We start from the raw sequence: 21597 nt of genomic DNA on the forward strand, positions 1-21597 counted from the left end.
CAGTCTCGGTGCAATGGTCGGAACCAGATCGTCTAGCGGAAGCGGTCGGCGGAATCGAGATAGTTCCGGATATAGCCAGCGACCGCATCCTCGAGCGACGTGAAGCCGCCGTTGTAGCCGGCCGCCAACAGCCGGTCGACCTTGCTCTGGGTGAAATACTGGTAGCTGCCGCGAATCGCTTCGGGCATGTCGATGTACTCGATCCGCGGCGTCGCACCGAGCGTAGCATAGGCCGCCAGCATCATGTCCTTGAAGCTGCGCGCCTGGCCCGTGCCGACGTTGAACAGGCCCGAGACGGAGGGAGAGGCCAACAGCCACAGCATCACGCGGACGACGTCGTCGACATGGATGAAGTCGCGGCGCTGGTCGCCGTCGGCGATGCCTTCGCGGTGCGACTTGAACAGTTGCAGCGTGTGTCCGGCCTTGATGTCGTCGAAGCGGCGGGTCAGCACGCTCATCATCGATCCCTTGTGGTACTCGTTGGGACCGAACACGTTGAAGAACTTCAACCCGGCATATTGCGGCGGCAGCCTCTCGCCGCGCTCGGCGCGCGCGGCCACCGCCATGTCGAACAGATGCTTGCTCCAGCCATAGAGATTCATCGGCCGCAACGTCTTCAGCGCCGCCAGCGACGGCTCATCGACGAAGCCCTGCGCGCCGTCGCCATAGGTCGCCGCCGACGAGGCGTAGATGAACGGCGTGGTGTTGGCCGTACACCAGTCGAGCAGGCGCAAGGAACTGCGGAAGTTGCGCTCCATCACGAGATCGCCGTCGACCACCGTGGTCGCGGAGATCGCGCCCATGTGCAGGACGGCCTCGAGCCGGCGCCCCTTCAGCCAGACGTCCAGATCGGAAGGCGGCACGACGTCGGCCAGCTGCCGCTTGGCCAGGTTGCGCCACTTGCCCTCGCTGCCGAGCGTGTCACAGACCACGACATCGGTCCGGCCGGCGTCGTTCAGCGCCGCGACCAGATTCGATCCGATAAACCCGGCGCCGCCGGTCACCAGCAACATTCCGCAACCCGTCCTGATCCCGAAAACCCCGGCCCTCGCGTAGCGCATGCGGCGGCAAAGTGTAAGCGCTTTGGTGACGGCCCGCTCGGCCCACTTTACCTGCGGCGGCCGAGCGGCTACCAGCGCGCCTGAGCTAGGCAGACAAAGAATGAATTCGAATTCGGCCAAGGTCGAGGTGGACGCGGCGGACACCAGCCCGATCCTGATCATCCCCTATATGTGGATCGGCGATTTCGTGCGCGGCCACACCGTGGTGCGGGTGCTCAAGGAGCGCTGGCCGAATCGGCCGGTCGACCTGCTGGTGACGTCGCTGTGCGCGCCGCTGGTCGATTACATGCCCGGGGTCCGCTCCGGCATCGTCTGGGATCTGCCGCGCAGCCGGCTGGCGCTCGGCCGGCAATGGCAGCTCGCCGCGATGTTGCGCGAACGTCGCTATCGGACCGCCCTGGTGATGCCGCGGACCTGGAAATCGGCGCTGGCACCGGCGCTGGCCGGCATCCCCGAGCGGGTGGGCTTCGTCGGCGAGGTCCGCTTCGGCCTGCTCAACCGCTGGCGCTGGGGCGAGAAGGCGCTGCCCCGCTTCATCGACAAGAATGCCGCGCTGGCGCTGCCCGACGGGGCGCCCCTGCCGCCGGAATGGCCGGTCCCGCAGCTGCGGGTGCCGCCGGAGGACGTCGCGCGCTGGCGCGAGGCCAATGGCCTGGGGAACCGCCCGGCCGTGGCGCTGGCACCGGGATCGGTGGGTGCCGCCAAGCGCTGGCCCTATTACGGCGAGGCGGCCCGGCTGCTGCGCGGGGCCGGCCTCGACGTCTGGGTGGTCGGCGGCCCCGGCGAGAAGGCGCTCGCCGCCGAGATCGTCGCCGCCGGCGGCCCGGACGTCCGCGACCTCACCGGAACCGACCTGCGCAACGGTATCCTGGCCATGGCGACGGCCAGCGTCGCCATCTCCAATGATTCGGGGCTCATGCACATCGCCGCGGCGCTGGGGACGCCGACCATGGGCATCTTCGGTCCGACCAGCCCATACCATTGGGCGCCGCTGAACGGCCTCGCGGCGACGGTCCAGACCAGGACTCATATCCCCTGCCAGCCCTGCCACCGGCCGGTCTGCCGGATGAACGACCACCGCTGCATGCGCGACATTCCGGCGACCGATGTCGCCGCCATCGCCCAGCAGGTCCTTGCCGACGCGGCAATACCGGTCGTGCACCAGCTTGCGAAGCGACACCGCGCCCCATACACCGGCCCTGACGTAACCTGAGCCGCCCGCGTGACCCGCGCCCTCAACCCGATCGCCAACCATCTCGCCCGCTCCCGCGCCGCCATGGAACGCGCGGCCGACGATGCCGCGATGCTCGCCAGCGCCGGGCGGATCGCAACGAAAATCATCTCTGCGCTGCGTCGCGGCCACAAGCTGCTGATCGTCGGCAATGGCGGCAGCGCGGCGGACGCGCAGCACATCGCCGCCGAGATCGTCGGCCGCTACAGGCAGGAGCGGCCCGCCTATGCCGCGATCGCGCTGACGACCGATACCTCGGCGCTGACCGCGATCGGCAACGACTACGGCTTCGATCACGTCTTCGCCCGCCAGGTCGAAGGGCTCGGTACACCGGGCGACGTGCTGCTGGCGATCTCGACCTCCGGCCGCTCGCCGAGCATCCTCAACGCGCTGCGCAAGGCGCGCGAGCGCGGACTGGTCACGGTCGGCTTCACCGGCGCCAAGGGCCTCGCGATGGGCGAATTGTGTGACGAACTGCTGGTGGCGCCGAGCGACGACACGCCGCTGATCCAGCAGATCCATCTCGCGACGGCGCATGGCATCTGCGAGATGATCGAAGCGGCGCTGATGCAGGACGAGGGCTAGATGACGACCGCTCAGCTCAAGCCGGCGGCGTTTCTCGACCGCGACGGCGTCATCAATCACGACGACAACTACATCGGCTCGCCCGATCGCATCCGCTGGATGCCGAACGTGGCGCAGGCGATCCGGCGGCTCAACGACTCCGGCTATCACGTGTTCCTGTTCACCAACCAGTCCGGCGTGGCGCGCGGGCTGTTCTCGGAGGATGACGTCACGGGCCTGCACGACTGGATGCGGGCCGAGCTCGCGGCGCAGGGGGCTGTCATCGACGACGTCCGCTACTGCCCCTACCACACCGAAGGCTCCGTCGAGCGCTATCTGCGCGAGCATCCCTGGCGCAAGCCGGCGCCGGGCATGATCCTCGACCTGATGCAGCACTGGCCCGTCAGGCGCGAGGGCAGCTTCGTGATCGGCGACCGCGCCTCGGACATCGCGGCGGCCGAAGCCGCCGGCCTGCCCGGCTTCCTGTTCGCCGGCGGCGATCTCGATGCGTTCGTCGCCGACATCATCGCTCAGACCAGTTCGCGATAGACGGCTGCGATCTTGTCGGCCTCGGCCTCGAGGCTGAACCTCTCCACCACCCGCTGCCGCGCCCGCGCGCCCATCGCCAGTGCGGCATCCGGATCCCGCATCAACGGCTCGAGCGCTGCGACCAGCGCATCGACGTCGCCGGGCGGGACCAGCACGCCTGTGACGCCATCCTCGACCACGATCTCCGCCGCGCCGGCGCGCGCCGCGACCAGCGCCGCTCCTGCCGCCATCGCCTCGATCAGCGTGAGACCAAAACCTTCGTTGCGCGAGGTGAAGGCGTAGATCGTGAGACGCTGGTACCAGCGCTGCACGTCGGCGATGTCGAGCTCGCCGGTGATGATGATGCGCTGCTCCAGGCCCGCGGCGGCGATCTGCTTCTTCAACTCGCTCGCGAACGGCATCTGCTCGGGCGTCACGGCGCCGACCAGCACCGCGGAAAAATCCGGAAAACGCGGCAGCAGCCGGCACATCGCCGCGACGAACACGTCGCTGCCCTTCTGCGCGCGGACGCGGCCGAAGCAGCCGATGGCATATTTGCCCGGCAGTCCGCTCTCGGCGAAGGCCGCGGCGCGATCCGCCGGCGGGGAATACACGTCGGTGTCGACGCCATGCGTCACCACCGTCGCTTCGCGTTTCAGATAGGACGCCGAGATGTCGCTGGTCGCGATGATCGCGTCCATGCGGCGGATCAGCCAGCGCGTGATCCAGCTGTGATGGCGCTGCGCGGCCGAGGTGAACACCAGCTTCAACGGCCAGCCGAGCGCCCGCATGATCACGCCGACGATCATCTCGTCGTTGCGGCGGGCATGCCAGATCAGCGGCCGCCGCCGGCCCCACAATTTGAACAGATCGCTCGCGCGCATCCGCGCGATCCCTTCGGGCGCGTAGGAGCCGAGCCACGCCGCGCGCACCAGCCTCGCCAGCTTCGGCGCCACCATCCGGTTGGTCGCGGTCACGCCGGAATAGCGCCGGTGCAGGTTGGGCACGATCACGTCGAGATCTGCGGCGGAAAACGGCTCGGCTTGCACACTCAACTCCAATTGCAGCGGTTCCCTATACGCAACATTAAGCATCGCCGCCAGTTCGCTATGCACGCAACAGGTCGTTCATTTCGCGGGCGTTAGTCTGCCGGAAACAAACAGGGATCGCGTCAAACAATGACCGTGCTCGTGACCGGCGGCGCCGGCTATATCGGCAGCCACATGGTGCTCGCGCTGGCGGAAGCCGGCGAAAGCGTCGTGGTGATCGACAACCTTTCGAGCGGCTTTTCCGCCTTCGTGCCCGACGGCGTGCCGCTGTTCATCGGCGATGCCGGCGATGAAAATCTCGTCGACGGCGTCATCGGCCAGCACGGCGTCGACAGCATCATCCATCTGGCGGGCTCGGTCGTGGTGCCGGAATCGGTGCGCGATCCGCTGCTCTACTACCGCAACAACACCATGACCACGCGCAGCCTGTTGAATGCGGCGGTCAAGCGCGGCGTCAGCCGCTTCGTGTTCTCCTCGACCGCGGCCGTCTACGGCAATCCGAACGAGGTGCCGGTGCCCGAGAGCGCGCCGACCCGTCCGACCTCGCCCTACGGCACCTCGAAGCTGATGGCCGAGATCATACTGCACGACGTGGCCTCGGCACATGACCTCAACTACGTGGTGCTGCGCTACTTCAACGTCGCCGGCGCCGATCCGTTCGGACGAGCCGGGCTTGCCACCGTCGGGGCGACGCACCTGATGAAGATCGCGATGGAGGTCGCCACCGGCCAGCGCGCCAAGATCGACGTCTACGGCACGGATTATCCGACCCCCGACGGCACCTGCATCCGCGATTTCATCCATGTCTGCGATCTCGCCCAGGTGCACCGCTCCGCGCTGGCCTATCTGCGCGCCGGCGGCAGCTCGGTCACGCTGAATTGTGGGTACGGCCGCGGCTATTCCGTGCTCGAGACCATCGAGGCCGTCCGGCGCGTCTCCGGCCGCGCCATTCCCGTCCAATACGCGCCGCGGCGCCCCGGCGACATCATGAGCATGGTCGCCGACACCAGCCGTCTGAAGGCGCTGCTCGACTGGACGCCGATCTATGACGATCTGGAAACGATCGCCGCCCATGCGCTGGCCTGGGAGGAGAAACTGTTCCTGGAACGCCACAGCGGCACGCTGCAGCGGGCCTCGGCCTAGAATCAACGACTTAGCCGGACGCCGGGGGGCTTGAAAAAGCCGCCCCGAGCGGGCAAGCACTGCTGTCCGCCCGGCGATTTGTCCCGGCGGCCAGGGACCAGAATGGCCGAATTTCCGAAGAAGATCACCGACGATCCCTATGGCGCCGCGATCCTGATCCGCCGCCTCGTGATGGAACAGGGCATCCTCTACTGGCGCCGCTATCTCACCGCCTTCGCGCTGATGGCGGTCTCGGCCGGCGCCAGCGCCGGCGCCGCCTACATCCTCGGCCAGGTCATCAACAAGGCCTATGTCGACAAGAGCATCCCCGGCATCGCGGTGCTCTCCGGCGTCACCGTGCTGCTGCTGTTCGTCAAGGGCGTCTCGACCTACGGCTATGCGGTGATCCTGTCGAAGATCTCGAACGCGATCCTCGCCAACAACCAGCGCGCGCTGTTCGCGAAGCTGATGAGCGAGAGCATCGGCTTCTTCTCCGAGCGGCACTCGTCGGAGTTCCTGGCACGCCTCACCGCCGGCGCCAAGTCCATCACCGACGTCCTGACCATGCTGATCAACGCGATCGGCCGCGACCTGCTGCTCTTGATCAGCATGATCGCCGTGATGGTCGCGCAGGACCCCTGGATGTCGCTGCTCGGCCTCGTCGTCGTGCCGCCGGCCATGCTGGTGCTGCGCAAGCTGGTCAAGCGCATCAAGGGCCTCGCCCACAGCCAGTTCACCGGCAATGCCGACATCCTGGAGACCATGCAGGAATCGCTGCAGGGCATCCGCACCGTCAAGGCGTTCACGCTCGAGGACGCGATGCGCGCGCGCATCGACGAGAACATCGCGGTGGTCGAGCGCAACGCCAACAAGATGGCCCGCGTCTCCAACCGCTCCAACCCGCTGATGGAGATGCTCGGCGGCTTCGCGGTCGCCGGCTGCCTGATGTATGGCGGCTATGCCGTGGTCGCGCTCAACGCCACGCCCGGCCAGTTCTTCTCCTTCATGACCGCCTTCCTGATGGCGACCGAGCCGGCCAAGCGGCTGGCGCGGCTCAACATCGATCTCAACAGCCAGCTCGTCGGCGCCCGCATGCTGCTCGAAGTGGTCGACAGCCCCGCCAGCGAGCAGCCCGACGACGACAAGCCGGCGCTGAAGCTGACGCAGGCGAAGATCGAGCTGCGCGACGTCTCCTTCGCCTATCGCGACAACGAACCGGTGCTCAACCGCATGAGCTTCACGGCCGAGCCCGGCAAGGTCACCGCGCTGGTCGGCCCGTCCGGCGGCGGCAAGTCGACGGTGCTGGCGCTGCTGCTGCGGTTCTACGAGGCGACCGCGGGCGACATCCTGATCGACGGCCAGTCGATCGCGCAGGTGTCGCGGCGCAGCTTGCGCGAGCAGACCGCCTATGTCGGCCAGGACGTCTACCTGTTCCGCGATAGCATCCGCGCCAACATCGCCTTCGGCAAGCCGGGCGCGACCGAGGCCGAGATCATCGAGGCGGCGAAGGCGGCCTGCGCGCACGACTTCATCATGAGCTTCCCGCTCGGCTACGACACGCCGGTCGGCGAGCACGGCACCCAGCTCTCCGGCGGCCAGCGCCAGCGCATCGCGGTCGCCCGCGCGCTGATCCGCAACGCGCCGATCATCCTGCTCGACGAGGCCACCGCGGCGCTGGATTCCGAATCCGAGCGCCAGGTGCAGGAGGCGATCGAGCATCTCTGCCAGAACCGCACCACCATCGTCATCGCGCATCGCCTGCACACCATCATGAACGCCGACGCCATCCTGGTGGTCGAGGCCGGCGAGATCGTCGAGCGCGGCCGGCATGACGATCTGTTGCGCCGTGGCGGCCGCTATGCTTCGTTCTTCCGCCTGCAACAGCGCGACATGGGGCCGAACGTCATCCCCATGACCGCGACGTCCTGACCCGCTTATTTCACCGCACCCGAGATCCATTTCATGAGCGCCTCCACCGTCATCCCGGCCTTCCCGCAGCCTTCGCTTCCCGTTGTCGGCGAAGCCGGCGTCTTTCCGGTCCGCCGCATCTGGTGCGTCGGCCGCAACTATCTCGAGCACATCCGCGAGATGGGCAATGACGAGCGCGACCCGCCGTTCTTCTTCGCCAAGCATGCCGACATGCTGGAGCCGGACGGCGCCGTGATCCCCTACCCGTCGCTGACCAAGGACATGCATCACGAGGTCGAGCTGGTGGTCGCGCTGAAGAGCGGCGGCCTCAACATTCCGACCGACAAGGCGCTCGACCACATCTACGGCTACGCCGTCGGCATCGACCTCACCCGCCGCGACCTGCAGCTCGCCTCCCGCAAGATGCAGCGCCCCTGGGAGGTCGGCAAGTCGTTCGACCATTCCGCGCCCTGCTCGTCGGTGGTGCCCGCGGCCAAGATCGGCCACCCGTCGAAGGGCAAGATCTGGCTGTCGGTCAACGGCACCGAGCGCCAGACCGGCGACCTCTCCGAGCTGATCTGGAACGTGCCGGAGATCATCTGGAAGCTCTCCCAGCAGGTCGAGCTCGCCGCCGGCGACATCATCATGACCGGCACGCCCGCCGGCGTCGCGGCGGTCGTTCCGGGCGACAAGATCGAATGCGGCGTCGACGGCGTGGGCACGCTGAAGGTCTCGATCGGGCCGGCGGCGGCGTAAGCGGCGCCCACGGTCCCTCGCAACACTTCCAAAAAGGCCGCGCTCTGCGCGGCTTTTTTCGGTCTGGCGCCCGATCGCAGCCAGGCACCGAGGTCACCCTCCCCTGGAGGGGGAGGGTCAGACCTGCTTTGCGACATCATCTGATCCACAATCTCAAACAGCGTTCAGGCTGAGACGAGCATCCACGCTCTCGCGACGCAGTCCGCGCCCTGAACGGCTTTCCTTCATTGAAGCCCAATCGCAGCCGAGGACTGGTTCACCCTCCCCTGGAGGGGGAGGGTCGCCTCACGAGGAGCGAAGCGACACGTGAGGCGGGGTGGGGTGATCTCTCCTCTGGCACCGGTGCGCGTGGAGAGATCACCCCACCCCGCTCGCCCGCTTCGCGCGCGAGCGACCCTCCCCCTCCAGGGGAGGGTGGGCACCGGCCGAGCGGCAACACTGATCCACAATCTCAAACAGCATCAAGGAAGAGACGAGCACTCACGCTCTCGCGACGCTCCCGCGCCCGAGTGATGCTCCAATTCCCGCCCTCTCCAGATGGAGGGCGCAGGGAAGGCCGGGCGCTGGCCGCGCCCGTGGCCCGCCTGCAGAAAAAAAGCAGGCGGCAGTCACCACAGGTCTGGCCGAACACACCCGGCCTTCCCCGCGCGATGGTTTTAACAGGCTATAGCGCGCTCTTCCTGGTGCACCGGGCTTTCTGGCCACCATCCGCTGCGCAAAGCGAAGCTTTGTCGCAACGTTGATACTAGCGTCGGAGTATCAGAACCACACGCCTTCACCGTCCGCGAGGCAAACGTTCGTCCGTGCTCATCACACACCGCCGCCCCGCGTCCACCGCTCCCCGCTGCCAACGTCCGTGACGACCGCGAACCGTCCCCTACCGTGCAACAGGATGGGCGGGATAGTAGTGCTGATTTGGGGGCGCCGCAAAGCTGTTTATGTTTTTCGGAAGGGATTGACACTGTTCCGTAAAAACGAATTGATTTGCCCGTCGGGTCATCCCGCCTGTTATTCCGGGACGCGGCGAGGCGCCGCAGCGAAGCTGTGACGCCGACCGCGAGCCCGGAATCCATACTCACGATGGTGGTACAGGACGCGGTTCGAGCGACGACACGTCGCCGCCTCATGGCCGTTCGTGGCTATGGATTCCGGGCTCATTCGCGCCGCCATGGCTTTCGTCATGCCGGCACGAATGCCACGGAATGACGTGCGGGAGAGAGCGGCCCCGACCAATGGCCTAGGTGGCCTGCCGTACACTTTGCGCTCGTGTCGTCATGCCCGCGAAGCAGGCATTGAGTAGCCCGCGTTAGCGGAACGACACACGAGAGATAGAACCCGGATATCGCCGTCTGCCGCGCCTTAGCCGCAGGTACAGTCGGCCGTTCCGCGAACAACTTAAGCAAATTCTTGCAAGACCGAGTTTCGCCGCGCAGGGGACCTGGGCCGCGCAGTGCCTCTTGACACGCGGCTGATCTTTGTTCATCTTATTCGTGAACTTCATGAACAACACGATGTTGTCGACGGAGATCGAAAATGTTAAAGATTGTGGCTAATCCTTCACAGGCAAAAGCCAACATTAGGAAATTCGAAACAGAGCTGAAGCGCAGCCCAGATCTTCAAGCCCGTCTTGCGTATGCACGTGCGTGGTACGCTGACAAAGACGAAAATGGACAGTGGCATTTTGGACCGTCGAAGTTCATCGGCTATCAGGATATCGACGCCAAAAAGTATTTAGCGTCGGCCGAAGATAGTGACGGCCGGCGTACAGAGGCCCAGTTGCAGAGCTGGTTTGATATCGTCGATCCCCAGAATCCGCTGCACACGGAAGTTCATTCAGCGCTTCTCGCATTCCTTGCCGAATATGGCAAAACGCCGAGTGCGATGGCGAGAATTAATGTGGAGCGAAAGAGACGGGCGTTGCCACTTTTAAATATGAAATCAAAAGACAATCCCGGCGCATTAGTTAGCCTTTTGGTCGAGGTGGCTGCATGCTTACCCGAAGAGCAGTTTCGTGAACTGCGCGGCCGGCTTGAGGAAATTTGGTCCTAACAGTTGGTCGCGGAGGAGTAACCCGCCATGCGTCGGAGAATATGGCGGATTACGCTCCGCTAATCCGCCCTACTCCGTCCATCACCGAAACGCCGACACCACGATGGCGCCGACGATCGCCACCGTCAACGTGTACTTCGCCGCATAATACACCGTCCTGTTCCACGCCTTCACCTTCCGCGTGGCCAGATGAAGCTCATACAGCTTGCCGAACACCTTGTTCAGCACGCCGACGTGCTCGCCGTCGACGTTCTGCGTCGCCGAGGCCTTGACGATGTGGTGGCTGACCCAGCGGTTGATGGCGGCGATGAAGCCGAGCTTCATCGGGCGCTCGACGTCGCAGAACAGGATGATGCGGTTGACGTCGGTGGCGTTCTCGGCGCTGTGGATGAAGGTCTCGTCGAACATGAAGGCTTCGCCGTCGCGCCAGACGCAGGGCACGCCGTCGACCAGGATGCGGCACTTGTCGGAGTTCGGCGTGACGAGCCCCAAGTGATAGCGCAGCGAGCCGGCGAAGGGATCGCGGTGGGCGCCGAGCTTGCCGCCGGGCGGCAGCATCGCGAACATCGCGCCATGCACGTTCGGGATGGAGTTCAAAAGCTCGACCGTCTTCGGACACAGCGTACGCGCCGACGGTAGGAAGTCGTCGTACCATTTCAGATAGAAGCGCTTCCAGCCGCTCTTGAAGAACGAGTAGAAGCCCCAGTCGTTGTTGGCGGCGGCGGCGCGGATGAAGCCCTCGTCGAACAGGCGTACCGCCTCCTCGCGGATGGTCTGCCAGTTATCGGTGAGCTTCTTCAACTCGGGAAACTGCTCCACCGGGATCACCGGCGTGTTGGGCACAGCCGAGCCGGCATACATCAGCACATTGTAGGGGGCGAGATAGGTGGAGTGGTCGCCGAGCTGGCGGGCGAAGCGCAGCCGCTGCTTGCCGCGGAAGTGGACGTAGATGGTGGCCCCGATCAGGATGTAGAGGCCGATGAGCTGTGGCGCGAAGAGCTGTCTGAGCATGTCCGGGACCCATGATCCGGCCGCTCAGAGCGTGTTGCGCAGATGTGTCGCCTTCTGGGCGAGATCGAAGGGGTGCTCTGATGCCGGCCAAGGGCCTCAATTTAGCCGCAAGCGCGATCGGCCGCATCCCTTCGCACGGGGGTTGTGAACGGGAATCGGGGTTGAAAGTTCTGCGGCGTGACCCGGCTGCAACAGCCGCCGGCCCCGGCACGCGATCCCGCTAAGCCCGCGTCAGCTCCTGCAGGCCCTTGAAGGTCAGCCGCTTGGGGTCCCGGACGCCGGCCAGATACATGCGGCGGATGAAGGCGACCACCGCGTCGCGGTCGCAGCCAGTCAGGACGACGATGGCATCCACCGCGGTCTTCTGGGCCTCCATGGGACTGGTCCTCCTGGCAATGCACCCGGCACGCGCAAGCTGTCACGATGCCGATTAACATCGCGTTAACCGTGCGGACGGCCGCCGGTTCCCATGCCGCGATTCCTGCCGCCGCTCCATACGCGAAACCGCGCAGGCCGGAGCGGCCGCCGTCGAGCGCCGCGGGAGCGCCGCCGTCACACCAGGAAGAAGTCCTCCGGCGCCCCGATCAGGCGGTCATCGCCGTGGACCACGAGCTTCCGCCGCATCGGGCGCACCGGCGGCGTGATGACCCGCCGTTCGAGCTCGTTGGCGCCTGGCAACTGGTCGACGAAGCGGACGGCGAAGCCGTCGGGGAAATGCCTGATGACACGGCCGATGCAACTGCCCACCGCCAGCGGCGTGCCGATCTCCGGCTGGATCTCCGCCGAGACCGCGGCGCCCGACATCGAGGCATCGATCACGAAGCACGGGATGCAGCTGCCGTCGGCGAGCGTCAGCGCCGAATGCGGCGAGTTCGGCACGAAGCGCGCATCGCGGCGGGAATCGCGGATCGACGGATCCTTCTGCTTCTTCTCCAGCCAGACCAGCTTCTCGGCGAGCTTGGCGCGCTCGGCGCGCGTCATCTCCAGCTCGAGCAGAAAGCCGCCATGCACGGTGTCGCTGATCTCGCCTTCGAACTTGCCGAAGTCGCGGAAATACGAGGTCAGGCGATCGCCGACCTTGCCGACCACGGGCACCTCGAGCAGCGCGCGGAACGGCGACACCCGCGTGGTGCGGCAGGCGAAGGATCGCAGCCGTCCTTCCGGGGAATACCAGTTCGGAAGCGTGTAGGACCCGACCGTCTGAATCCTGACCGCGCGCTGCTTCAGGAATCGAGCAACCGACATTGCACGTCTCCCCCCGACCCCATGCTGTCCCCGACGATGGCCCGGCCCACGCCGCGGCACGATATGCCTGTTACAATTTCTACGTGCATTTTCGGTCGAACTAAATCGAATTGGGCAAAGCCGCCATGCCCGGACCGTGCGCGCAAATTGTTGAGGAAATCTGAATCCGAGACGGAAATCCCGCTCAACGGAATCGTATGTCCAACCCGTTTCTGCTTTCTAAAAATGTCGGCCCGTCGGATTACGGTGCGGCGCGGCACTTGTTCGTCCGGGCACGAGCGGCTGATCGCATCAGCCGCGGCGCCATCGCGCCACGACGCACACCGTCTCACGATGAGCGTGCGTTCGCGTCCAACGTGATTAGTCAATGATTCATCCTAACGCGCGACCACCGAGGCGCGGATGCAACTCACAATTTCATTCAATCTGGTGAGCAACTATCAGCGCGCGCAACCGCGCTGCGAGCAAACAGCTAACACATTCGCGTCGTTTCGCTATTTGCTTGCTAACAACCTGTTCACCACTTGCGCAATCGGTCGGCACGGCAGCTGCTGCAGCCCATGCCGTTCAATTTCGCTTATACTATTGCCGCTTAGTCGTAAGTGAGGGGGACGGCTGTCAGTCGGCTCGCGCGTCGCCCCGGGCGTATGAGTAAGCAGAGTAGTCACGCGTATGATGACCGCACGCATCGTGGTGTTAACCATCGCTCTCGGCGCGGGCGGCGTTGCGGCCTATCTGGTCAGCAATTCCGACGGCCAGCGGCAGGCGCCCGTGGCGCCGGTCGTGCAGCTGCCGACGGTCGAGGTGCTGGTCGCCAAGACCGACATCGGGCTCGGACAGGCGATCAAGCCCGGCGACCTGATCTGGCAGACCTGGCCCGAGGCCGCGAGCAACATCTTCATCCGGCGCGGCGACCGTCCCGAGGCGGCCAATCAGCTGGTCGGCACCATCGCCCGTTCGCCGTTCGTGATCGGCGAGCCGATCCGCGAGCAGAAGCTGGTGAAGGCGGACGGCTCCGGCTTCATGGCGGCGATCCTGCCCGCGGGCATGCGCGCGATCTCCACCGAGATCTCGCCCGAGACCGGCGCCGGCGGCTTCATCCTGCCGAACGACCGCGTCGACGTCATCCTGTCGAAGCGCGACAAGAACCCTGACAAGCCCGGCGCCGCCGACTTCGTCAGCTCCGAGATCATTCTCTCCAACGTCCGCGTGCTCGCGATCGATCAGGCGCCGAAGGAGAAGGAAGGCCAGAACACCGTCGTCGGCAAGACGGTGACGCTCGAGCTCAGGCCCGAGCAGGCCGAGACCCTGGCGCGCGCGCGACAGGCCGGCTCGCTGGCGCTGGCGCTGCGCAGCATCGCCGACGTGAACGCCGCCGACGGCAACAAGACCGAGGCGCAGCAACAGCAGCAGCAGATGGCGCGACGGGGCAGCGCCATCGAGATCATTCGCTATGGGATCACGAGCTCGCTCACGGCGCAGAAGTGACCGAAAGGACGAGGAAGATGATGGGTGGGCATCAACGCGCAAAGTTCGGGACGTGGGTCGTCCGCGCGCTATCGACATCGGCCGTGATCGGGCTTGCGCTCAATCCGGCGCTGACGCCGGTGAAGGCGGCCGACGACAGGCCGGAGACGCCGGTGGTTTCGGTCGGCTCGTCGAAGGTGCGCTTCCTCTCGCTCGGCATCGGCAAGTCGGTGGTCGTCGACTTCCCGCAGGACGTCAAGGACGTGCTGGTCGCCGATCCCAAGGTCGCCAACGCGGTCGTCCGTTCGGCCCGGCGCGCCTACATCATCGGCGCCGCAGTCGGCCAGACCAACGTCGTGTTCTTCGACGGCGAGGGACAGCAGGTCGCCGCCTATGACATCGCGATCAAGCGCGATCTCAACGGCGTGCGCCAGGCGCTGAGCCAGAGCATTCCCGGCGTCAAGATCGACGGCGTCGGCGAAGGCGTGATCCTGACCGGATCGGTGTCGAGCCCGGTCGAGGCGCAGCAGGCCGGCGAGATCGCCGCACGCCTGGTCGGCGGTGCCGACAAGGTGGTCAACTCGATCGTCGTGCGCGGCCGCGATCAGGTGATGCTGAAGGTCAACGTGTCGGAGGTCCGGCGCGAGATCGTCAAGCAGCTCGGCATCGATCTCAGCGCCAGCCTGAACTACGGCACCGCGGTGGTGAACTTCAACAACACCAACCCGTTCACCGCCTATGGCAAGTCGCTGGTCGGCCCCAACGGCCTTTCCGCCACCGGCGGCGGCTTGTCGTCGGTCTCGGCGACGCTGCGCGCCATGGAGACGGCCGGTGTCGTCAAGACGCTCGCCGAGCCGAACCTGACCGCGATCTCCGGCGAATCCGCGACCTTCATCGCGGGCGGCGAGTTCCCGATTCCCGGCGGCTATTCCTGCGATCCCACCACGCGGGTCTGCAGCACGTCGATCACCTACAAGAAGTTCGGCATCTCGCTCAACTTCACGCCCGTCGTGCTCGGCGAAGGCCGCATCAGCCTCCGGGTGATGACGGAGGTGTCGGAGCTGTCGAACGACAACGCGATCACGGTGTCCTATGCGCTGACCTCGGCCTCGACCTCGTCGGTGACGATCCCCGCGATCCGCACCCGCCGCGCCGAGACCACGGTCGAGATCCCCTCCGGTGGCTCGATGGCGATGGCCGGCCTGATCCAGAACCAGACCAAGCAGGCGATCAACGGCCTGCCCGGGCTCAACCAGCTGCCGGTGCTCGGCCAGCTGTTCCGCAGCCAGGACTACGTCAACAACGAGACCGAGCTGATGGTGCTGGTGACGCCCTATGTCGTGCGCGCCGTCGCCCAGAAGGAGCTGTCGCGTCCGGACGACGGCTTCGCGCCGGCCACCGACTCGGAGTCGGCGCTGCTCGGCCGCATGAACCGGCTGTACGGCATCGCCGCCAGGGTCGACGCGGCCACGGGGCAGCCGGCCGGCTTCGGCTTCATCATCGACTGAGATTGCGGGACGACGGGGCACGGGGGAACGATCATGTCGGCAACATCCATACCAGACGGCAGGCGCGCGCTGCGCCGGATCGTCGCCATCGCGGGGCTGGCGCTCACGCTCGGCGCCTGCAACACCACCACCGGTGAGGTCGTCGCGACGATCCCGGACGACTACAAGATCCGCCATCCGATCGCGATCGAGGAAGGCCGGCAGTCGACCGTCGTCTTCATCGGCAGCGGCCGCGGCGGCCTGACCTACCAGCAGCGCGTGGACGTCGCGGGGCTCGCGCGCTCATGGCTGCGCGAAGGCACCGGCGGGATCATGGCGGAGGTGCCGACGGGCACGTCGAATGCGCGCGCCGCGGCCGACGCCTACCGCGAGATCCGCGCCGTGCTGACCGCCGGCGGCGTTCCCTCGCACGCGATCACCCTGCGCAACACCATGCCCGACGATCCGCGGCAGCTCGCCGTCATCCGGCTGAGCTATCCGAAGATCGCCGCCGTCGCCGGTCCCTGCGGGCTGTGGCCCGACGACCTCGGGCCGAACTTCAGCAATCCCGGCTACAGCAGCAACCAGCACTATCAGAATTTCGGCTGCGCCACGCAGCGCAACCTCGCTGCGATGATCGACAACCCGGCCGATCTCGAGCAGCCGCGCTCGGAGATGGCCGCCTACACGCCGCGCCGCTCCGCGCTGTTCGAGAAGTACCGCAAGGGCGAGTCGACGGCGGTGGCGTATCCGGAGTCCGACAAGGCCAAGCTCAGCGATACAGGCAAATGATCAACGCGTCCCGTCAGAGCCAGGATGAGCAGCCCGGCCCCACCGGCCCGGCCCTCGACGATCACATCGCGCCGGTCCCGCGCGTCTCGGTGCAGGCATTCTGCGAAACCGACCAGACCTCGGCCGCGATCCTCGCCGCGAGCCAGGACCGCCGGCTCGGCAAGGCGCACATCACGATCAAGGCGGGCGGCATGCCGCGCGCCATCGAGACCTATCATTCGCAGCCGACGCCGAACGTCATCGTGATCGAGACCAGGCCCGGCGGCGACATTCTCGGCGGCCTCGACGATCTCGCCAGCGTCTGCGATCCCGGCACCCGCGTGGTGCTGATCGGCAGCCCGTCCGACGGCGTCGCCTATCGCGAGCTGGTCCGGCGCGGCGTCAACGACTACGTGCTCGGCCCGGTCGAGACCATCGACGTGATCCGCTCGGTCTGCAGCCTGTTCTCGGCCTCGGAGGCCGTCATCACCGGCCGCATCGTCGCCGTGGTCGGCGCCAAGGGCGGCGTCGGCGCCTCCACCGTCGCCCACAACGTCGCCTGGAGCATGGCGCGCGACCTGACGCTGGATTCGGTCGTGATCGATCTCGACATGGCGTTCGGCACCGCGGGGCTGGACTACAACCAGGATCCGCTGCAGGGCATCGCCAACGCCGTGTTCCAGCCGGACCGGCCGGATACGGCGCTGATGGAGCGCCTGCTCGCCAAATGCACCGAAAATCTCAACCTGCTCGCCGCGCCCGCGACGCTCGACCGCGTCTATGATTTCGGCGCCGACGCATTCGACGCGATCTTCGACACCCTGCGCATGACCCAGCAATGCATCGTGCTCGACGTGCCGCACCAATGGTCGGCCTGGACGCGGCATGCGCTGATCAATGCCGACGACATCCTCGTGGTCGCCGAGCCCGATCTGGCGAACCTGCGCAACGCCAAGAACCTGCTCGGCGTGCTCAAGGCCTCCCGTCCCAACGACCGGCCGCCGCTGTACTGCCTGAACCAGGTCGGCATGCCCAAGCGGCCGGAGATCGACCTGAAGCGCTTCGCCAAGACCGTCGAGGCCGAGCCGGTCGCGGTCATCCCGTTCGACTGCAAACTGTTCGGCACCGCCGCCAACAACGGCCAGATGATCGCGGAGATATCGGGGCTGAGCCGCACGCCAAAACTGTTCCAGGACATCGCGAACCGGCTCACCGGACGGATCGACCACAAGCCGCAGCGCGGCTCGCTGCTGGCGCCGATCGCGAAACTGCTCGGCGCGAAATAGCGCCTGAGATCATGATGCGATTCCAGGGACTCGCATCATGATCTCATCTCTTTGTTTGGGCATGATCTCCGCGTAAATGCCGTTGGCGTTTGTCGCGAGGGAAAACCGGTTTCCACTTTCCGGATCATGCTCTAGTCGTCGGACCGGCTGAGTGCCCGCGCCAGCGCCTTGTCGGGCTCGCCGGCCACCGGACGGTCGCGGCGCGGCGACAGCTCGCGCTGCGCGATCTTGCGGCGCTCCAGGATGCGCTTGACATAGGCGACGCTGGCGCTGGCCTGCTCCGGCGGCAGCCCCGAACGCGCGATGCTCTCGGCCTCGCTCATCCGGCCCTGCAGGCCGACGATGACGGCGAGATTGGTCCGGACCCGCGGGCTGGCATCGGGGTGCGCGCTGGCCTTGCGCAACTGCTCCTCGGCCTTCGGCAGTTCGTTGGAGAGCGCATAGGAGAGACCGAGATTGGACAGCACGGAAGGATCGTCAGGGGCGATCTTCAGCGCCGTCATGTAGTATTGCCGGGCCTCCTCGTTGCGCCCCATCTGGTCGAGCGTGGCGCCCTGCGCCGACAGGATGCGCCAGTCGGGATCCTCGGGCGAATGCGCGCGGCTGAGCACGTCGAACGCCTGCTGGAAATTGCCATTGTCGGCAAGCGCGCGGCCAAAGGCCGCCAGCAGCGCCTTGTTGCCGGGATTGGCGATCGTCGCCTGCTCGAGCACGGCGACCGCCTGCGAGCGCTGGCCGGTGCCGCGCAGGGCGCTGCCATAGCGCAGCGCCACCTCGGGATCGTTGGGATTGGCGCGGAAGCGCTCGCGGAGCTGGTCGATCTCGGCGCGCGGGTCGGCGGCGGCCGCGCGGCTCTTTTCGGGATTGCCGCCCAGTGCCCCCGTGACCTCGCTGAGATCGGTGGTCTGGCAGGCGCCGAGACCGAGCAGCACGGCCGTGAACGACAGCGCGAACGCGGCCGGCCGGAGCAGAGGGAGAGAGCGAAGGGGCCGCGTACGCATGCAACTGAACTACTTCGGGACCAGATGATCTGCACGCTGGCAGATTAACCCTAAGGTCCCGTTAAGCGGGCGCGGCCGGCCCGCTCAATCGATGAATTCGGCGCCGAACTCGCAGCCGATGCGCCAGGCCAGCCGGCACTTGCGCTGGTGGTCGGGCGCGAAGACGATGGTGAACTGCGGGGGAATCTCGACGAATTCGGCGATCACCTTGACGCCGCCGTCGGAAATATCCGTGACCGTGCAGTCCCGCGGCAGGCTGCCGTTGCCATAGTGAATCTTCGCGATCCTCCTGCACAGCCGACGTTCACTCTTGCGACGGTTCGCCAACATCAACATTTCGACGTCTCACCCACTCAATCGTCCAATCCGGAGACCTCGTTTGTAGCGAGGAAACCTTGGGATCTGGCTAGCGCCAAGCCCGGAAATCCGGCGACCGGATTTGGGTTTCGTTTACCCTCTGCATCCCTCAGCGAACCGGCAGCAGCACACGATCGAAATACGCCGACAGCCTCCCGACGTCGTCGAGCGGCAGGACGTCGGCGACATACTGATCGGGCCGCACGATCACGATGCAGCCCGCGGCGCGATCGATGCCGCGCATCGCAAAGATGTCCTGGCCGCTCTTCAGATCGGCACAGAACATCTTCTCGTAGTCGATAAGACCGTAACGGCCCTTCCGCGGCAGCAGCAGCTCCGGCATTCGTTCGAGCGCGAGTTCGCGATGCCCCTGCTGGAACACCGCGCGCAGATCGATCACGGAGTCGATGTCGGCGCCCACCTGGGTGTGGCGGCGCACGGGCGAGGCCGAATCCTCGCTGAGGAATGTGCACAGGCGGCGGATCGCGGACCCCGGCGCGGCCGGATCCTCCGCGGCCGCGAAAGCGAAGATGCGGAAGCGGCCGTCGGCTTGCACGACATGTCCGAGCTGCGCCGGCTTGGCGTCGCCGAGCCGGATGACCGGCGCCGAGTGAAAGCGCTTGCCGATGACGAAGCCGGTGGCGAGCGGCTGGAAAGTGTCGTCGCCGGTGAGGACGGAGGGCCGATAGTGCGTGGCGGTGCCCGCCGTGTAGCGGCCGTGACGGACGAAATAGTCCTGCGTCCTGGCCGCATCGGCGCCGCCCTGCTTGGCGGCGGAGGCAAGAATTCCCGACCATTCGCGATCGAAATCGATCAGCTCCTGGGCGATGGCCCGCCGTTCGGCCGAATAGCTGTGCAGGAGCTGCGGCGCGCAACGCCTGCCCAGCACGGCGGCGAGCTTCCAGCCGAGATTGAACGTGTCCTGCATCGACACGTTCATGCCCTGCCCCGCCTTCGGGCTGTGGGTGTGGCAGGCGTCACCGGCGATGAAGACGCGCGGCAGCCGCGTTGCGACCTCGGCCTCCGGCACGTCGTCGAACTTGTCGGTGATGCGCTGGCCGATCTCGTAGACCGACCACCACGCGACCTCCTTCACCTCAAGCGTATAGGGCGCGAGAATGCGCTGCGCCTTGGCGATCACCTCGTCGACGGTGATGTTGCGCCCGGCCACGCGCTCGCCGACCTCGAGCTTGGCGAGCTCGACATACAGCCGGACGAGATAGCCGCCCTCGCGCGGGATCACCAGCAGGCTGCCGTCCTTGGCGGACTGGATCAGCGACTTGAAGCGGATGTCGGGAAAGTCGGTCACGGCGAGCACGTCCATGACGCCCCAGGCGTGGTTGGCGGAATCCCCGTGCAGCTCGCGGCCGATCGCCTTGCGCACGACGCTGCGCGCGCCATCACAGCCGACGACGTAGCGCGCGCGCACCGTCTCCACCTGGCCTTCATGCTCCGGATCAATGCGATCGAAGCTGACTGTCACGCCGTGCGCGTCGATGCCCGCGGCCGGATCGATCCGCAGATCACGCAGTCGCCGCGCGTAGTGCGGCTCGAGCTTCGCGGCCGAACGGCGCATCACGTCCAGGAAGAAATCGTGGACCCGAGCCTGGTTGAGCACGACATGCGGCATCTCCGACAGGCCGTCCTCGACGTCCTGCACGCGACCGCTGCGCGCGATATGCTTGCTGTCTTGGTCGCTCGGCTTCCAGAACGTGGTCTCGTTGATCCAGCACGCTTCCCTCAGCACTTTCTCGGCAAAACCATAGGCCTGGAACATCTCCATGGTGCGGCAGGCGATGCCGTCGGCCTGGCCGAGCAGCAGCCGGCCCGGCTTCTGCTCGACGATGCAGGTCCTGATGTCCGGAAAAGCGGAAAGCTGGGCAGCGAGGTTCAACCCGGCGGGGCCACAGCCGACGATGAGGACATCGGCCTCGGGCGGCAGCGGGCCGGTCGCGCCGGCGCTCGCGACACGTTCGGCCGCGTCGAAGATCTCGGGATCGCCCGGCTGGAAGCCGTTGAGATGAAACTGCACGTGACCACCCTCCCTCGCCATTCTTATTGATCAGTATGCTGATCATCAGTATGCTTGTCAAGCTGGTGACAGGAGATTCGAATTGACCGAGATGCGGGACATGCCGGGGCACCTGGCGCGCCGGTTTCAGCAGATCGCCGTGGCGGTGTTCCTGGCGGAGGTGGAAGCGGCCGGCTTCGACCTGACGCCGGTGCAATATGCGGCGCTGGCGGCGATCGCGGCCAACCCGGCCATCGACCAGATCACGCTCGCTGGCCTGATCGCCTATGACCGCACCACGATCACCGGAGTGATCGACCGGCTCGCACAGAAGGGCCTCGTCGTCCGCCGTGCGAGCGCGCGCGACCGCCGGTCACGGGAGCTGTTGATCACCGACGAGGGGAGAAGGACGCTGGAGGCGATCACGCCGGCGGTCGAGGCGGCGCAGCGGCTGATGGTGCGCGGCCTCAGCGAGGCCGAGGCGAAGGAGTTGATCCGCCTCATGCAGAAGGCGATCGCCGCCGGCAACGATCTCAGCCGCGCGCCGCTGCGGGAGGGGGCGGCGGAGCGGTGATGGAGGGCATTGCATTCGGACATGGGGGCGCACGCCGAAAGTGCCTTTCACCCCGGGCGAACTGCGACCTAGTTGCTCATGGTCGGGCTTGTCCCCGACATCCATCTCGTGGTTGCCCG

At 66.3% G+C, this 21597-nt stretch carries 20 protein-coding genes; 12 read left to right on the plus strand and 8 right to left on the minus strand.

Annotated elements, in window-relative coordinates; all coding sequences use genetic code 11:
• Positions 1 to 32: 32 nt before the first annotated feature.
• Positions 33 to 1013 carry an ADP-glyceromanno-heptose 6-epimerase gene (gene rfaD, locus ACQR13_RS22375; RefSeq protein WP_315768713.1) on the minus strand — a complete coding sequence of 327 codons (981 nt, stop codon included), beginning with the start codon at positions 1011 to 1013 and terminating at the stop codon, positions 33 to 35.
• Between the two features lie 148 nt (positions 1014 to 1161).
• Here rfaD and waaF point away from each other — a divergent pair, with 148 nt between their 5' ends.
• The 3 genes from waaF (at position 1162) to ACQR13_RS22390 (ending at position 3405) form a co-directional block, all read left to right on the plus strand.
• Positions 1162 to 2274: a lipopolysaccharide heptosyltransferase II gene (gene waaF, locus ACQR13_RS22380; RefSeq protein ID WP_434863246.1), complete on the plus strand. Its 1113-nt coding sequence runs from the start codon at positions 1162 to 1164 to the stop codon at positions 2272 to 2274.
• A 63-nt stretch (positions 2275 to 2337) separates the two neighbouring features.
• Entirely contained in the window at positions 2338 to 2877 is a 540-nt protein-coding gene (locus tag ACQR13_RS22385) for a D-sedoheptulose 7-phosphate isomerase (protein WP_434863304.1), read from the plus strand.
• Positions 2878 to 3405, plus strand: coding sequence for a D-glycero-alpha-D-manno-heptose-1,7-bisphosphate 7-phosphatase (locus tag ACQR13_RS22390; protein WP_434863247.1), 528 nt, complete (start codon positions 2878 to 2880; stop codon positions 3403 to 3405).
• Here the strand turns inward: ACQR13_RS22390 and ACQR13_RS22395 are convergent.
• On the minus strand, positions 3387 to 4433 hold the full coding sequence (locus ACQR13_RS22395; protein WP_315753281.1) for a glycosyltransferase family 4 protein: 1047 nt from the start codon (positions 4431 to 4433) through the stop codon (positions 3387 to 3389). The two genes, ACQR13_RS22390 and ACQR13_RS22395, sit on opposite strands and share 19 nt — an antisense overlap.
• A gap of 129 nt (positions 4434 to 4562) precedes the next feature.
• Here ACQR13_RS22395 and galE point away from each other — a divergent pair, with 129 nt between their 5' ends.
• The 4 genes from galE (at position 4563) to ACQR13_RS22415 (ending at position 10268) form a co-directional block, all read left to right on the plus strand.
• Positions 4563 to 5576, plus strand: a complete 1014-nt coding sequence (galE, locus tag ACQR13_RS22400; RefSeq protein WP_315753283.1) for a UDP-glucose 4-epimerase GalE — start codon at positions 4563 to 4565, stop codon at positions 5574 to 5576.
• Between the two features lie 102 nt (positions 5577 to 5678).
• Positions 5679 to 7484 carry an ABC transporter ATP-binding protein gene (locus ACQR13_RS22405; RefSeq protein ID WP_315753285.1) on the plus strand — a complete coding sequence of 602 codons (1806 nt, stop codon included), beginning with the start codon at positions 5679 to 5681 and terminating at the stop codon, positions 7482 to 7484.
• Positions 7485 to 7517: 33 nt separating this feature from the next.
• On the plus strand, positions 7518 to 8219 hold the full coding sequence (locus ACQR13_RS22410) for a fumarylacetoacetate hydrolase family protein (RefSeq protein ID WP_434863248.1): 702 nt from the start codon (positions 7518 to 7520) through the stop codon (positions 8217 to 8219).
• 1533 nt (positions 8220 to 9752) lie between these two features.
• Entirely contained in the window at positions 9753 to 10268 is a 516-nt protein-coding gene (locus ACQR13_RS22415) for a hypothetical protein (RefSeq protein WP_315712857.1), read from the plus strand.
• An 81-nt stretch (positions 10269 to 10349) separates the two neighbouring features.
• Here ACQR13_RS22415 and ACQR13_RS22420 read toward each other — a convergent pair whose 3' ends face one another.
• From ACQR13_RS22420 to ACQR13_RS22430, 3 genes are all read right to left on the minus strand, one after another.
• A complete protein-coding gene (locus ACQR13_RS22420) occupies positions 10350 to 11279 on the minus strand; it encodes an aspartyl/asparaginyl beta-hydroxylase domain-containing protein (RefSeq protein ID WP_315768730.1) in 930 nt (309 codons plus the stop codon).
• A gap of 220 nt (positions 11280 to 11499) precedes the next feature.
• Positions 11500 to 11655 (minus strand): hypothetical protein, encoded by a 156-nt coding sequence (locus ACQR13_RS22425; RefSeq protein ID WP_316201824.1) that lies wholly within the window; start codon positions 11653 to 11655, stop codon positions 11500 to 11502.
• Positions 11656 to 11831: 176 nt separating this feature from the next.
• The gene (locus tag ACQR13_RS22430) at positions 11832 to 12524 is read right to left on the minus strand and encodes a PilZ domain-containing protein (RefSeq protein ID WP_316186981.1); all 693 of its coding nucleotides are present in this window, start codon (positions 12522 to 12524) and stop codon (positions 11832 to 11834) included.
• Between the two features lie 672 nt (positions 12525 to 13196).
• On the opposite strand from ACQR13_RS22430, the gene cpaB reads away from it, so the two are divergent.
• From cpaB to ACQR13_RS22450, 4 genes are read left to right on the plus strand one after another with little or no spacing between them, the layout of a single operon-like run.
• Positions 13197 to 14012, plus strand: a complete 816-nt coding sequence (gene cpaB / locus ACQR13_RS22435) for a Flp pilus assembly protein CpaB (protein WP_315712864.1) — start codon at positions 13197 to 13199, stop codon at positions 14010 to 14012.
• Between the two features lie 17 nt (positions 14013 to 14029).
• Complete coding sequence (locus ACQR13_RS22440; RefSeq protein WP_410052254.1) at positions 14030 to 15499, plus strand: type II and III secretion system protein family protein; 1470 nt, start codon at positions 14030 to 14032, stop codon at positions 15497 to 15499.
• A gap of 33 nt (positions 15500 to 15532) precedes the next feature.
• Complete coding sequence (locus ACQR13_RS22445; protein ID WP_315712867.1) at positions 15533 to 16270, plus strand: CpaD family pilus assembly protein; 738 nt, start codon at positions 15533 to 15535, stop codon at positions 16268 to 16270.
• On the plus strand, positions 16267 to 17535 hold the full coding sequence (locus ACQR13_RS22450) for an AAA family ATPase (protein ID WP_316187617.1): 1269 nt from the start codon (positions 16267 to 16269) through the stop codon (positions 17533 to 17535). The genes ACQR13_RS22445 and ACQR13_RS22450 overlap by 4 nt, the downstream gene beginning before the upstream one ends.
• 131 nt (positions 17536 to 17666) lie before the next feature.
• On the opposite strand, the gene ACQR13_RS22455 is transcribed toward ACQR13_RS22450, so the two are convergent.
• From ACQR13_RS22455 to ACQR13_RS22465, 3 genes are all read right to left on the minus strand, one after another.
• Complete coding sequence (locus ACQR13_RS22455; RefSeq protein WP_315712870.1) at positions 17667 to 18536, minus strand: tetratricopeptide repeat protein; 870 nt, start codon at positions 18534 to 18536, stop codon at positions 17667 to 17669.
• Between the two features lie 84 nt (positions 18537 to 18620).
• Positions 18621 to 18866, minus strand: a complete 246-nt coding sequence (locus tag ACQR13_RS22460) for a PilZ domain-containing protein (protein ID WP_315712872.1) — start codon at positions 18864 to 18866, stop codon at positions 18621 to 18623.
• A gap of 136 nt (positions 18867 to 19002) precedes the next feature.
• Positions 19003 to 20925 (minus strand): FAD-binding monooxygenase, encoded by a 1923-nt coding sequence (locus ACQR13_RS22465; RefSeq protein WP_316192909.1) that lies wholly within the window; start codon positions 20923 to 20925, stop codon positions 19003 to 19005.
• Positions 20926 to 21025: 100 nt separating this feature from the next.
• On the opposite strand from ACQR13_RS22465, the gene ACQR13_RS22470 reads away from it, so the two are divergent.
• Positions 21026 to 21478, plus strand: coding sequence for a MarR family winged helix-turn-helix transcriptional regulator (locus tag ACQR13_RS22470; RefSeq protein ID WP_315753628.1), 453 nt, complete (start codon positions 21026 to 21028; stop codon positions 21476 to 21478).
• The last annotated feature ends 119 nt before the right edge of the window (positions 21479 to 21597 follow it).

Source organism: Bradyrhizobium sp. HKCCYLRH3059 (assembly GCF_051168035.1).
In the GTDB taxonomy this organism is placed as follows: Bacteria; Pseudomonadota; Alphaproteobacteria; order Rhizobiales; family Xanthobacteraceae; genus Bradyrhizobium.